General features: G+C 60.3%; 15 protein-coding genes and 1 tRNA gene. 7 read left to right on the top strand and 9 right to left on the bottom strand.

The genetic code is table 11. From position 1 onward, the window contains the following. Positions 1-132: 132 nt before the first annotated feature. Positions 133-636 (bottom strand): hypothetical protein, encoded by a 504-nt coding sequence (locus tag U3648_RS03575; RefSeq protein WP_420857869.1) that lies wholly within the window; start codon positions 634-636, stop codon positions 133-135. A gap of 123 nt (positions 637-759) precedes the next feature. Between U3648_RS03575 and U3648_RS03570 the strand changes: the two genes are divergently transcribed. Next, positions 760-1,071: a hypothetical protein gene (locus tag U3648_RS03570; protein WP_420857868.1), complete on the top strand. Its 312-nt coding sequence runs from the start codon at positions 760-762 to the stop codon at positions 1,069-1,071. A gap of 255 nt (positions 1,072-1,326) precedes the next feature. Continuing rightward, positions 1,327-1,542: a hypothetical protein gene (locus U3648_RS03565; protein ID WP_420857867.1), complete on the top strand. Its 216-nt coding sequence runs from the start codon at positions 1,327-1,329 to the stop codon at positions 1,540-1,542. Positions 1,543-1,711: 169 nt separating this feature from the next. Here the strand turns inward: U3648_RS03565 and U3648_RS03560 are convergent, their stop codons facing one another. The 8 genes from U3648_RS03560 to U3648_RS03525 form a co-directional block, all read right to left on the bottom strand. Then, the gene (locus tag U3648_RS03560) at positions 1,712-2,866 is read right to left on the bottom strand and encodes a tyrosine-type recombinase/integrase (RefSeq protein ID WP_420857866.1); all 1,155 of its coding nucleotides are present in this window, start codon (positions 2,864-2,866) and stop codon (positions 1,712-1,714) included. 320 nt (positions 2,867-3,186) lie between these two features. Continuing rightward, entirely contained in the window at positions 3,187-3,600 is a 414-nt protein-coding gene (locus tag U3648_RS03555) for a hypothetical protein (RefSeq protein WP_420857865.1), read from the bottom strand. Between the two features lie 602 nt (positions 3,601-4,202). Further along, positions 4,203-4,424, bottom strand: coding sequence for a hypothetical protein (locus U3648_RS03550; protein WP_420857864.1), 222 nt, complete (start codon positions 4,422-4,424; stop codon positions 4,203-4,205). A gap of 141 nt (positions 4,425-4,565) precedes the next feature. Then, positions 4,566-5,024, bottom strand: coding sequence for a hypothetical protein (locus U3648_RS03545; protein ID WP_420857863.1), 459 nt, complete (start codon positions 5,022-5,024; stop codon positions 4,566-4,568). A 271-nt stretch (positions 5,025-5,295) separates the two neighbouring features. Continuing rightward, positions 5,296-5,371 (bottom strand) — tRNA-Thr (locus tag U3648_RS03540). Positions 5,372-5,443: 72 nt separating this feature from the next. Next, positions 5,444-6,895: a heme biosynthesis protein HemY gene (locus U3648_RS03535; RefSeq protein WP_420857862.1), complete on the bottom strand. Its 1,452-nt coding sequence runs from the start codon at positions 6,893-6,895 to the stop codon at positions 5,444-5,446. 7 nt (positions 6,896-6,902) lie between these two features. Continuing rightward, positions 6,903-8,108, bottom strand: coding sequence for a hypothetical protein (locus tag U3648_RS03530; RefSeq protein ID WP_420857861.1), 1,206 nt, complete (start codon positions 8,106-8,108; stop codon positions 6,903-6,905). A 69-nt stretch (positions 8,109-8,177) separates the two neighbouring features. Beyond that, positions 8,178-8,876: a uroporphyrinogen-III synthase gene (locus tag U3648_RS03525; protein ID WP_420857860.1), complete on the bottom strand. Its 699-nt coding sequence runs from the start codon at positions 8,874-8,876 to the stop codon at positions 8,178-8,180. 73 nt (positions 8,877-8,949) lie between these two features. On the opposite strand from U3648_RS03525, the gene tsaD reads away from it, so the two are divergent. From tsaD to U3648_RS03500, 5 genes are read left to right on the top strand one after another with little or no spacing between them, the layout of a single operon-like run. Then, the gene (gene tsaD / locus U3648_RS03520) at positions 8,950-10,032 is read left to right on the top strand and encodes a tRNA (adenosine(37)-N6)-threonylcarbamoyltransferase complex transferase subunit TsaD (protein ID WP_420857859.1); all 1,083 of its coding nucleotides are present in this window, start codon (positions 8,950-8,952) and stop codon (positions 10,030-10,032) included. Beyond that, the gene (locus U3648_RS03515) at positions 10,029-10,991 is read left to right on the top strand and encodes an NAD(P)H-dependent glycerol-3-phosphate dehydrogenase (RefSeq protein ID WP_420857858.1); all 963 of its coding nucleotides are present in this window, start codon (positions 10,029-10,031) and stop codon (positions 10,989-10,991) included. The genes tsaD and U3648_RS03515 overlap by 4 nt, the downstream gene beginning before the upstream one ends. A 2-nt stretch (positions 10,992-10,993) precedes the next feature. Beyond that, positions 10,994-11,266: a YciI family protein gene (locus U3648_RS03510; protein ID WP_420857857.1), complete on the top strand. Its 273-nt coding sequence runs from the start codon at positions 10,994-10,996 to the stop codon at positions 11,264-11,266. Continuing rightward, a complete protein-coding gene (locus U3648_RS03505) occupies positions 11,266-11,685 on the top strand; it encodes an EVE domain-containing protein (RefSeq protein ID WP_420858099.1) in 420 nt (139 codons plus the stop codon). The genes U3648_RS03510 and U3648_RS03505 overlap by 1 nt, the downstream gene beginning before the upstream one ends. Before the next feature lie 40 nt (positions 11,686-11,725). Then, positions 11,726-12,118: a DUF1761 domain-containing protein gene (locus tag U3648_RS03500; protein WP_420857856.1), complete on the top strand. Its 393-nt coding sequence runs from the start codon at positions 11,726-11,728 to the stop codon at positions 12,116-12,118. Positions 12,119-12,126 lie beyond the last annotated feature (8 nt).

The following is a 12,126-nucleotide window of genomic DNA, read 5'->3' as shown; positions in this document are numbered from 1 at the left end:
GTTGCCTCGATGACAAGGTCATGGATTATGTTCGAGGCGCACGGCTTACGGAAGACGCTCAAACATCCCAAAAGATCTGACTACGGACAGTCAGCGGATTACTCGCTCGGTCTTGTGGCCAAGGCCCTTGAATCATTTGACTCCCCGGCTTTTGAGTCGCTCTATCGGACTTTCTCCCAGATGAGATACGCGAATATCCGCGAGCTTGTAACGATCTACCCCTGTTGCCGACTGAAGTTTCATACGGTTTAACCGGCTGTCCTCTTCAACGGTTATCGTGGTCATTGGATTTTGAGCAAAGTGCTCCCAAACGTCATTGACCGTTAGCCGCTCAGCCTCTGCCAGGATGAACGCCCAACTTGCCTTCAAGGGCAGCGGGTGTTCGTTGATCGTGCCTCGTTGCCACGCCCTGACGCTTTCAACTGTTCCAAGGAGCTCAAGTGCACCTTGGCTGACCCGTAGGTTCTCATTCTTGATTTGACCAGACCCTGCGTCCTTGCCAATTGCCGCATAGTTGGAAAGGACGCGCATCACGTAAGTTATCGCCTGATCTCTCTTGGCTTCTTGCAGAGCCTCACCAAGCAAGAATGCAGCACGCCTGTAGATCGGATCACTTTTGGAAATCTGTGTTTTCATCTACAATTGTCCCAGATCATCAAGTCCAGGGTGTTTCGTTACAGAGAAACCTCGAAATAATCTAGGCTGGGTATTGTCGGACAACCCAGACACACCTGAATGCGGAAAGGGAATCTCTTGAGGTTGGGCGATATATTTGCAGAAGAGCCAGAAAGCTGGGGGCTGAGAGGTGACCCCTTTCTTTGGCGCGATTTACGACAGAGATTTGCTGACGCGACCATGCCAGAGACTATTCAAGATGTTCAGCGGCTTCTTGAGGTTGCGTTCTGGGAGTTGACGGACCAGAGCTTGGCTTTTGCAGAAGACTTTCACCTTGAGAAGTATGATAGCGGCATGGGTATGTCTTCGGGTTGGATAAGCGGTCGATACTGGCGCGAAGTTGGTTTTCCCGAATTGATTGATCGCTTTGTTACCATCCGGGCCAGAGACCACTAGGCTCTGCTTCTCGACTAGACAGCTCGAACTTCGATAGCCAACGGAACCAACATCGAAAAAAGCGCGAACAGGTTTTCTAGAGTCATTCACTCAGAGGTCAAAATGACAGAATCGTGCTTGCGTTGCGATGTTTGCGCTCGAACTGTTTCCAGCCAGATTGAGACAGTCTCAAGCTCCATCGCGCCCGTTTCGTACTTGAGGTGCAACAAATGTGGGGAAGTTGGGGCAGAGCCAATTGGACTAGTAGCGCTTTGGATGGCAACGCTTGAGACGTCCGAGCTTGCAGCCACCTCCCAGTCAAAACTCGTGAGCTATTTTGAAGATGGCTACCAGCGTGCCGATGACATTTTGGCCTACTTCAAGAAAACCGAAGAAAGCTTTCGGAGTTCTTTTGAGGCTGAGTTCGGTCAAGCGGCAATTAGCCAGACAGCCTCAACGGATGGGTTCGACCTAGATGACCGTGACGAATAGCCAATACAATTTGTGCCTGTTCCGAACCTCGTTCCGAACCTTCAACGCTACCTATCAGCATGGAGCTACGTTGGAGACCCGTCGAGGTGTTTGATCTTGCAATCCTCGATTTCTCCGCAACGTAGCGCTATTTGACCAGACAGGTCCGATTGCTCTGGCGTCCGGCAGATCAACGCTCCAACTTCTGGGCCATGATTTCTGCAGCAGCCCTGAGTGGATCGTCTGCAAGATGCGCATATCGCTGTGTCGTAAGCGGGTTCGTGTGACCAAGAAGCCGACCGACGATTGGAAGGCTTAGGCCGCTTGAAACCAAATGTGATGCGTGGGTGTGCCTATTGTCGTGGATGCGGTAATCTGAAAGCTCGGCGGAAGCCGTGACGCCTTGCCAGAACCGCTTCAGTTCCTTGAGAGGTTGCCCAGGCAGCTTGCCTGGAAAGACGAACCTATCGCTAGGGTCGGCGCTCTCATGAATTGCTTGTAGCAATGTGACCGCAGCGTTGGATAGTGGCAGGTGTTCGGTGCGCTTCTGTTTTGTGTGGTGGGATGGTTTCACCCACACGCCTCGGACAAGATCGAAATCCTTCCATTCGGCCTGCAGAACCTCTCCAATACGTGCGCCGGTAAGAAGCTGCAGGCGGACGGCATTTGCAGCTTTCTGATTTGGATGTTCGTCAAGGACTGCAACTAGACGGGCCAGCTCTGCATCGGAGAGCCACCGATAGCGCTTTTGTTCTCGGAAGCGCTCGACGCCTTTGGCGGGATTATCAGGTCGCCATCCCCACCGGACCGAAAGGGCGAACATCTTTGAAAGCAGCGCCAGCGTTCGGTTTGCCCGATAGGGCGTTTCACGCAGACTGTTGTGCAGAGCCTGAATGTCGCGATGGCCAACTTCGGCGACCTTTCGATCGCCCAATTCAGGAATGATAATGGCATTCAGCATTGAAACATCGTTTGCAACGCTCTTTTCACGCTTCTTGGGCATTGCGTGATGTGTAAGGTATTGCTCAGCTAGATCAGCGATGGTTTCCGCCTTGCGTGCAGTCTGTCTTGTTTCAACAGGATCACGGCCTTGCACGGCTTCACTGAGAAGTCGCATGGCTTCTTTGCGTGCATTGGCAAACGAGAGGAGCGGACCAACCGGTCCGATCGTTTGGCGTCTGGACCGGCCTGTCGTGCGGTTGCGATACTGAACGATATAGCTCTTGGTGCCATTAGGTTTCACCCGAACACCGAAGCCGTGAAGGGCATCATCCCAAAAAATGTTCTCTCGACCTTCAGTGCTGAGCTTCTCAACAACGAACTTCGACAGCTTCAGTTTTGGCATGGGCTGGCTCCGCAGGATTCCTTATTGGGTAAGCAAGAGGTAAGCATATGAGACCGAAACCTCAAGAGGTATGTCGAGGTTCCCAGCGTTTGACTTCGGAAATTTGCTTTCTTTATCATGCATCTAAAGACCTGAAGAGCGGTATGTAGAAGTGCGGAGAATTTTTGTCCGTAAGACTTTTAATCAGTGGGTCGCAGGTTCGAATCCTGCACGGCTCACCACTTTTACCAAGCAAAAACATAGGCTTAGCGAGAGTGGCGCCCACCCGGTGGGGCGGTGTGTTTCCCCATACCAGCGCAATACGAGCCTCGCTGCTCCCATCAGGGCAGGCGATTCCAACCTTCGCGATATTCATCGCGATCATAGTCCTTCGGTTCTAGCCACCATCTGCCGCCGTTCCTGTCTTGGGTGGCAAGCCTACGCACCTCCTCGAGCCGCAACACGTAACAGGTTGGCTCATCCGAATTGGCGTTCATCGTAATGATCCACCATTCGGATCGCAGGTTGTCGAGGCTCATTCCGAGAGGAACGGCACCGCGCTTGGCAAGCGCTTTGGACTGAACACCAAAAAACACGACCTCGGCTGCATCTGTCACGATCAAGTCTGAGCCGCGTGCATTTCGTATGGTGGGCATCACGTGCCAACCTCGACGCGAGAGCTGCCATGCTGCATAGTTCAGGCCGGAGTTGCCGGTGATTTGGTGCCTCTTTGGCGGTGAGCTTCCAGTGTTCATGGGCGCAGCCTTCATCAACTGAGAGGCTGCCAGGATCAAAGCCCGGTGTTGGAATCCCCGTGCGTAGCCCGAGGCACCGCCGCCTTAAGCGTGCGCCCGGACATACGCGACGGTCACCCGGCCGAAGATTCGACCGAGATGCGCAACGAGGGGATTCTACGCCCCACGGGCAGAATTGGCTGCTCCGCGTTTCATCTGTGCCATGCCAAGCGACATAACTCAACGACGATAAGGGCTTATGCGAAACGCCTTGGAACCATGTTCCGGGGCGCTAACTAGATCACGGACAAGGAGATGACCCGCTCGAGCTGGTTCCGTTTGTTTCGCATCCAACGGTTTCCTTTGGGACGGGCAGGTGGCGAACCTGCATCGGCTATGCGCCACTCCAACTCGCCGGTCAATTCAATTTCTCCCGTTCCCACCTTTTGAAGTGCGGCAACGGAAAGTCGCGGTCCAACACACCAGCTTCGATTTCAGCGCGCACCAGCTCTGCGAAGGTATCAAAGCTCCCTTAGGCGCGAGCGATGCGCGAGAGCTTGGGCGCTCGTGCGTGTTCCAGTCGAGCGACACCGTTCAAGAGGGTGCGGGCGCTTGGCATGCGGTCAAGTCTCGCCCTTCAACACGCGCAACGCTTCACCAAGGCGCAGCACGCCGGCGAGAATCGCCTCTTTGCGGGCTTGCCGATCCTTCGCCTCGGCCAATTGGCTCTGTCGAAGCACCTTCTGTTCATCGGGCGTGATCGTGTTGTCAGGGTCGTGGCGCGCGGTCTCGCGGAGGTATGCACGCCCGTTAACATATGTGATGTCGCCGTCCTCCTTGGTCACCTACATGCTTGGCGTGTTTCGACCATAGAATGGCAATTCTGACGAAGCGCGTCTCATTGCACCTTCCGCCCATGCCGCTGTCCAAATTCGCCCCCGGTGATTGGGATGACGTATATGGGTTCCGCCATCTGGTCCGACATGCTAGTTGCCCAGGGCCACGAAGCGGACGAAGGGTACGGCAAGCGGAAAGCGGTCTGCGGCGCGGTCCAGCACTCGGCCCAGAACCGCATATCCCGCCGGGTCCAGAAAATCGGCGGCAAAGTCGGACTTGTGCCGCCGCAGCCCGGCGCAGGGGTTGGCACCGGAGGGACGCAGACCCAACAGCTCCGCATGGCGCATCATCGACGAGAGCACTGCCAGCACCTCGCGGGCCAGTGCCCGGGCGACCTCTGAGGGCATCTCCTCCACATCGCCGATCTTGCGGCGCAGGCTGCGCCCGCCCGCGCGGGTCTGGACGATCCAGCTGCGGGCCGCGCCGCGCCGACGCTCGGCCAGTTGCGGAACCTCCGTGTCCCAGATGAACGCGTCCCGGCTGTCTGGCCGGGTCCGCGGGGTCTTCGCCCGCCGCGCTGCGCGGGTTCTACTTTGTGATTGTGCCATTGGGGCAATCCTTCTCCGCTTCAGGAAACACACCCACGCAAAACCCGGGGAAGCACCCAGGAAACGCGGGGAAGCAGAGAAAACCGGACCCGCTCAATCGCCACTCAGGCTGAGCGGGAGACCAAAGCACCAATCATTGCATCAGGTTACCACAAGACCCAAAAGGCCAAACCCCGGTCCAGAGGACCTCCTAAGGCTACACACGCCACGCAGATTGCAGATGGTCGTGTTTCTTTCAGTGGGTATGGCTCTTTGAGAGTTTGGTGAGGAATGGTGCCGCTGAAGGGACTCGAACCCCCGACCCCATCATTACGAATGACGTGCTCTACCAGCTGAGCTACAGCGGCACTCCTCTTTTGTTGGACGTCAGGAACATCCAACGCGCGGCTCATAGCACCCCTGTCGGGAGTGGAAAAGGCCTATTTTTCCGGGTCCGAGTCCGGGTCGATGACTTCGATCTCGGGCGTATCGACAGGGTCTTCCGCCGTTTGCCCTGCCGGTTCGACCAAAAGTGGCAGGCGTTCGGCAGTGCTGGCGACGGGCGTCGCATCTTCTGGTGGCCGTTTCCACGACAGAGTGTCGAAGGCCTGGCAGTTTCCACAGACCGGGGTCCAGGTGACGTGGATGCTGTGGCATTTGTCGCACACCCACTGCGGGCCGCGTGGGGCAGACAGGGCCCGGGTCAGCCAGCCGCGCACCGCCGCCTCAGTGGCGCCGCTGCCCTTTTCGATGGCCGCCATCAGGGCCAGAACCCGCGCGTTCGGGTCTGTTTCGACAAGATCGCCCAGCGCACGGCGCGCCTCGGGGAAATCCTCGGCCGCAATATGCAGTTCAGCCAGCAACATCCGGGTTTCCGAATGTTCGGGATGCAGCTTGGTCAGCGCGCGGAACCGCTTAATTCTTGCCGCGATGTCCTCGTCCGGTTCGACCTCGGCAAAGGCGGCGGCAAGGTCGGGGTGGGGTTGTGCCTTCCACGCCTTTGTCAGGATTTTCGCGGCGCTACGCTTGTCTCCTTTCTCCAGATGGGCGCGGGCTGCCATCGCCGCCGCCGGGACCAGATCGGGTGACTGCCGGTTGGCGGCAATCGCAGCCTCTTGCGCCTCGACCGTTGCGCCTTCTTCCAGAATCGCCTTCGCCTCGGACAGGGCAAGGACCGCATCGCGCCGCTTGTGCACGTCCCGGGGCAGCGTTCCATGTCGCAGTTTGGCCCCAAGGGTGGTGCGGGCCCCGGACCAATCCCCCTTGTCCGCCTGAAGCCGCAACAGGATGTCCTGTGTCTCTTCGTGCTTTGGCTTAAGGGCAAAGGCCTTTTGTGCCAGCTTCATCGCGGTGTCGGTATCTCCGTCCGCGAGCTTCTGTTTCATGATGCCGCGCACCCCGACAAAGCGGGTCTTGTCGTCCTGCAGCAGCTTCTTATAGGTCTCTTCCGCCTTCTTCCGATCCCCGGCCAGTTCAGCGGCCTGTGCCGTCAGCAAGTTGGTCAATTCCGGCCGTTCCAGATAGCGTTCCGCTTTCGTTGCCTTGGCCAACGCAAGATGCCCTTCGCCGGACGCCAGCGCCATCATCCCCTCGGACAGCGCCTCGAATCCCTTTCGTTCCCGGTTGCGGCTGAAATAGCGGGACAGGGCGGTTTCATCCCCGTTCAGGAACCGGAATACAGCGCCAAGGATGCCCAGCAGTTTCAAGCCGATCCAGACCAGCAGGATCAGCGCCAAACCGGCCGCCGCCATTTCAAGCGCGTTCAGCGTGATCTCGTATCCGGCCACGGTAATCTTTGCCTGACCCGAGGCCTCCAGAAGCTGGACAGCCCCGTAGGTCAGGGCGGTGACCAGCACGACGAAGGCGAGAATCTTTATCAGGGACCACAACATCAGTTCATCAATCCTGGCTAAGGGTCAGGGCTTCGAGGGCCGAAACGACATCTGCGCGAACGGTTGCCATGCCCATCCATTCCGAAAGCTCGGCACGGGCGACCTCGGGCAGCGCGGCCAGCTCGGCCAAGGCATCGGTCAGGCGCCCGCCGCGCAACGCCGCCTCTGCCCGGGACAGGATCGCATCGGCACTTTCGCCGTCACGGGGTTCGACAGAGCGGACGTTGAACTGTTCCCGCAGGAACGATCCGATCCCGCCTTCGTCCTCACCCGCCACGCCTTCGGCCCGCGCAACTGACAGCGCTTGACGCGCCGCGTCCGGGAATGTCGCTTGAAGATCGTCCAGCGTTGGCACCCCGTCGGCGGCAGCGCGTGTCAGGGCGGGTGGAATGTCACCTGTTGCCGCCCGCAGATCGGGCAGGGCGCTGTCGAAGGGTGCGCCACTTTCCACCGCCGCGCGAATCTGGGCCAACGCGGCGCGGGCCGCGGCGGCATTGGCGGCGCCCGCGGCGGTCTGTTCAATCTGTTCGGCCTGCTCGCGGGTTTCTTCCAGCTGGGCCGCTGCATCGGCGGCAAGCGCCTGCATCCGCTGCTCCTGCGCCGCGATCTCGCCCCGCAGGGCAGCGATATCAGCCTCGTAGGCGGCCAGCGCCGTGGGCGACAGGGTGCCATCGGCGTTGGGTTGCCGTTCCAGTTCCGTCACCTGCCCGCGCAGGGCATCCAACTCTGACCGGACCTCGGCCACCCGCGCCGCCGCGCCCGCTTCGACACCCGCCAGCGCCCCATCGATATCAAGGTTTGCCTGCGTTTCCGCCAGCGCGGCAAGGCCGGAGTCAAGGTTGTCGATGCGAGCGGCCTGCTGAGCGATCGTCGCCTCTAGCCGCTGTTCCACTGGCCCGAACTGAAAATAGGCAAGGCCATAGCCAAGCCCGGCGCCCACAAGAATCGAAACCGCCATCGGCAGGACAAGAGATGGCCGGGCGACTTGCCGTTCTACTGATGGCTCAGGGGCAACAGGCGTCGTGTCTTCAATCGACGGTTCAGCCTCCGCTTCTGGTTGCGGTTCATCCTGCTGCGCCACCTCGTCTTCAGGATCCGGCAGGATCTCTGGTTCTGGCGCCGCATTTTCCGCTGCTTCAACCTCGATTGTCACACCCTCGTCCGAGCCATTCGGTTGCGCTGCGTCCTGCCCCTTTGTTCCTCGCTTCGCCACCTGCAACCCCTTTCCTGATGCTCCATCAGCCTAGACCGCCCCCGTGGCAGCCTCAAGCGGCACCCACAGTCAATCCACCGCGTCCAAGCGGCGACACGTCGCCGCAATCATCGCAGGTCCGTCCGGCCGGTCGGCAACCACAACGGTATCGGCCCCAAGATCCGCCACCTCTGCCGCGACCGCGTGACTCATCGCCACGATGTGCAGCGGTGCACGAATATCGACGGCTTTAACGAATATGGAGGCAGAGCGCGGAGAAAACAGGGGAAGGACGACAGGATCATTCCCCGCAAGCAGCTTTTGGGCCGCATCGGTCAGCGGAATTGGCTCTTGCCGGTAGGCGATCACCTCTTGCGCCTCAAGGCCCATCGACCGAAGCCGCGAAACGACGGCGCCCCGCGCGTGTTCGCCCCGAAGGTGCAGCAGGCGGCCCGTCGGCCGCTCTTTCGCCAACAGCGCCAAAAGCGTCTCGGCGTCACCGCCTGCCGAAATGGCGTCATATCCTGCTGCGCGGGCGGTCAGGGCTGATTGGTCGCCGACGCAATAGCACCGGGTTCCGGCGGGGACCCCAAGCGCGCGCGCGGCGCTCACCCCATTTTCCGAGGTTACAACCAGCGCATCGCAGGCGGGTGCGGACAGGTCCGGGATCGGGACGATCCGCATCACGGGCGAAAGAACCGCCCGAACGCCGGGCCTCATCTCGCCCTCGACGGCCGACAGGAACCTTCGGGCCGCTGCCTCTGGCCGCGTGATCAGAAGTGTCGCCATCGCCCCTCGCAACCATTGTTTGCGCAACGCCCGAGTGTTACCTGCGAAAGCGACAGACGCAACCGGAACCCCGATGACAGACCCGCTGACTATTCTTGGCATCGAATCAAGCTGCGACGACACCGCCGCCGCTGTGGTGCGCGGTCGGACGGTGCTGTCTTCGGTGGTGTTTGGTCAGACGGAACTGCACGCCGACTTTGGCGGCGTGGTGCCGGAAATCGCGGCACGCGCCCATGCCGAAAAGATCGACCTGGCTGTCGAACAGGCGCTCGCCAGTGCCGAACTGACTCTGGCCGAGGTCGACGCCATCGCCGTGACCGCCGGTCCGGGGCTGATCGGCGGAGTGCTGTCTGGCGTGATGTGCGCAAAGGGGCTTGCCGCGGCCACTGGCAAACCGCTGATCGGGGTCAACCACCTTGCCGGGCACGCGCTGACGCCCCGGCTGACCGACGATCTTCCGTTTCCCTATCTGATGCTGCTGGTATCGGGGGGGCACTGCCAGTTCCTGATCGTGGAGGGGCCGGACAGCTTCCGCCGGATCGGCGGCACCATTGACGACGCCCCCGGAGAGGCGTTTGACAAGACCGCCCGCCTGATTGGCCTGCCGCAGCCCGGCGGGCCGAATGTGGAACGGGCCGCGCAGTCTGGCGATGCCGGGCGGTTCGCCTTGCCGCGCCCTCTGTTGGATCGTCCCGGCTGCGACATGTCCTTTTCCGGGCTGAAGACCGCGATGTTGCGGGCACGGGATTCAATCGGTGCGGAAAAGGGCGGGATCACCGAACAGGATCAGGCCGACCTTGCTGCAGGGTTTCAACAGGCCGTTGTCGACATCCTGACGGAAAAGACACGCCGCGCGCTGGCGATTTATCTGGAGGATAAGCCCGTCAACCGGGGCTTTGCGGTGGCTGGCGGGGTCGCGGCAAACGGCGCGATCCGGGCGGGACTCCAACAGCTTTGCGCCAATACAGAGACTGTCTTCACCGCGCCGCCCCTTGATCTTTGCACCGACAACGCCGCGATGATCGCCTATGCGGGCGGTGCGTTGCATGGCATGGGACAAGTGGACGATCTGACGCTTTCGGCACGGCCACGCTGGCCACTGGATCAGACCGCCCCGGCGCTTCTCGGGTCCGGCAAGAAGGGGGCGAAGGCATGAAGATTGGTGTCGCGGGTGCGGGCGCGTTCGGCACGGCGCTCGCCATAACAATCGGGCTGGATGGCCGACAGGTCATTCTTTGGGCGCGGGACCAGGCCACAGTTCAGACCATGCGCGAAACCCGGCAAAGCCCGCGCCTTGCCGGGAAGACCATTCCCGGAACGGTACACCCAACCGATGATATCGACCGTCTGGCGGGGTGCGACGTGGTTCTTCTGGCGATGCCAGCACAGGCCATCGGCGGGTTCCTTGCCGCAAACGCGAATTGGCTTGCGGGCAAGCGGCTTGTCGCCTGTTGCAAGGGCATCGATATCGAAACGATGCGCGGGCCAAGCCAAAGCATCGAATCGCTTGTCCCGGATGCGGTTGTTGCAACCCTGACAGGCCCGAGCTTTGCGGCGGATATTGCAAGCGGGCTTCCCACCGCTCTGACGCTCGCCTGTGCCGATGACAGCGAAGGGGCCTATCTTCAGTCCGCCCTGTCGACAGCCACCCTCCGGCTCTACCGAACAACCGATGTGGTCGGGTCAGAGCTTGGCGGCGCGTTGAAGAACGTCATGGCCATTGCCTGTGGCGCCTGCATCGGCGCCGGCCTTGGGGAAAGCGCCCGCGCCGCGCTTCTGACCCGCGGTTTTGCCGAGATGCAGCGGCTTGCTCTGTCGAACGGCGCCCGGCCTGAAACGCTGATGGGCTTGTCGGGTCTGGGAGATCTGGCCTTGACCTGCACGTCTGACCTGTCGCGCAACTACCAGTTCGGACTGTCCATCGGTCGCGGCGAAGACTTTGATCCATCGGTCACGGTTGAAGGCGCGAAAACAGCAATAGCAGTCACTAAATTGGCCAAACGCGATGGGCTGGAGCTGCCAATCAGCTTTGTCGTCGCGGATCTTGTTGGCCGAAACATCACCGTGGAAGAGGCGCTGCGGCAGCTTTTGTCCCGGCCATTGAAGGAGGAATAGAAATGCGTGTTGCAATCATGACGACGGATAAGGACGGGGCGCTTCAGACCCGTCTCGACAACCGGGCAGCCCACCTTGCCTATATCGAAGAAACCGGCGTTGTCGAAATGGCGGGGCCGTTCCTGAACGACGCGGGCACCATGTGCGGGTCCCTGATCGTGCTGGATGTTGCCGACCTTGCCGCCGCCCACGACTGGGCCGCCAGTGACCCCTACGCCAAGGCCGGGTTGTTTTCGGATGTCCGTATCCAGGAATGGAAAAAGGTGATCGGCTGATGGCCAAGTGGCTGTTCAAATCCGAACCCGACGTTTTCGGCTGGGACGATCTGGTCGCCAAAGGCGCGGCAGGCGAAGAATGGGACGGGGTCCGCAACTATCAGGCCCGCAACAATATGCGGGCGATGGACGTTGGCGACTTGGGGTTCTTCTACCATTCCCGGTCCGGGCTCGAGATCGTCGGTATTGTCGAGGTGATCGCCCCCGCCCACCCCGACAGCAGCACCGACGATCCGCGTTGGGACTGTGTTGATGTCCGGGCGCTGCGCCCCTTCGTCGAACCTGTCTCGATGCAGACGATCAAAGCGGACCCACGCCTTGCCGACATGGTCCTGGTCAAGAACTCGCGCCTGTCCGTGCAGCCGGTCAGCGATACAGAATGGCAGCTGATCTGCGAATTGGGCAAGACAGAGCCCTGATCCTTGGCCTAGACTTCCGAAAACAAACTCGGAGGGACGAATGGAACTGATCAATGTGTTGGCCGCCGCGGCGGCATCCTGGGTGTTTGGGGCTGTCTGGTACATGGCGCTGTCGAAGCCATGGTTGGAGGCATCAGGGATTGAATGTGATGAAAACGGCCGCCCCAAAGGGGGCAGCGCGACACCCTTCATCCTCTCGGCCATCTGCATGATCATCGTCGCCGGCATGATGCGCCATATCTTCGGCATGGCAGATATCAACACGGTCGGCAAAGGGGTGATTGCTGGGCTCGGGATCGGGCTGTTCTTCATCGCGCCCTGGACGATGATCAACAACGCCTACGGTATGCGGCCCTTCAAACTCACCTTGATCGACGGCGGCTATTCCACCTTTGGCTGCGCGATCATCGGGGCGGTCCTGACCCTGTTCTGATCGGCGGG

This window comes from Marivivens marinus (genome assembly GCF_035969385.1).
Taxonomy (GTDB): domain Bacteria; phylum Pseudomonadota; class Alphaproteobacteria; order Rhodobacterales; family Rhodobacteraceae; genus SELP01.
Note: the sequence above shows the minus strand (reverse complement) of the source record. Positions and strands in the feature narration are given on the sequence as shown.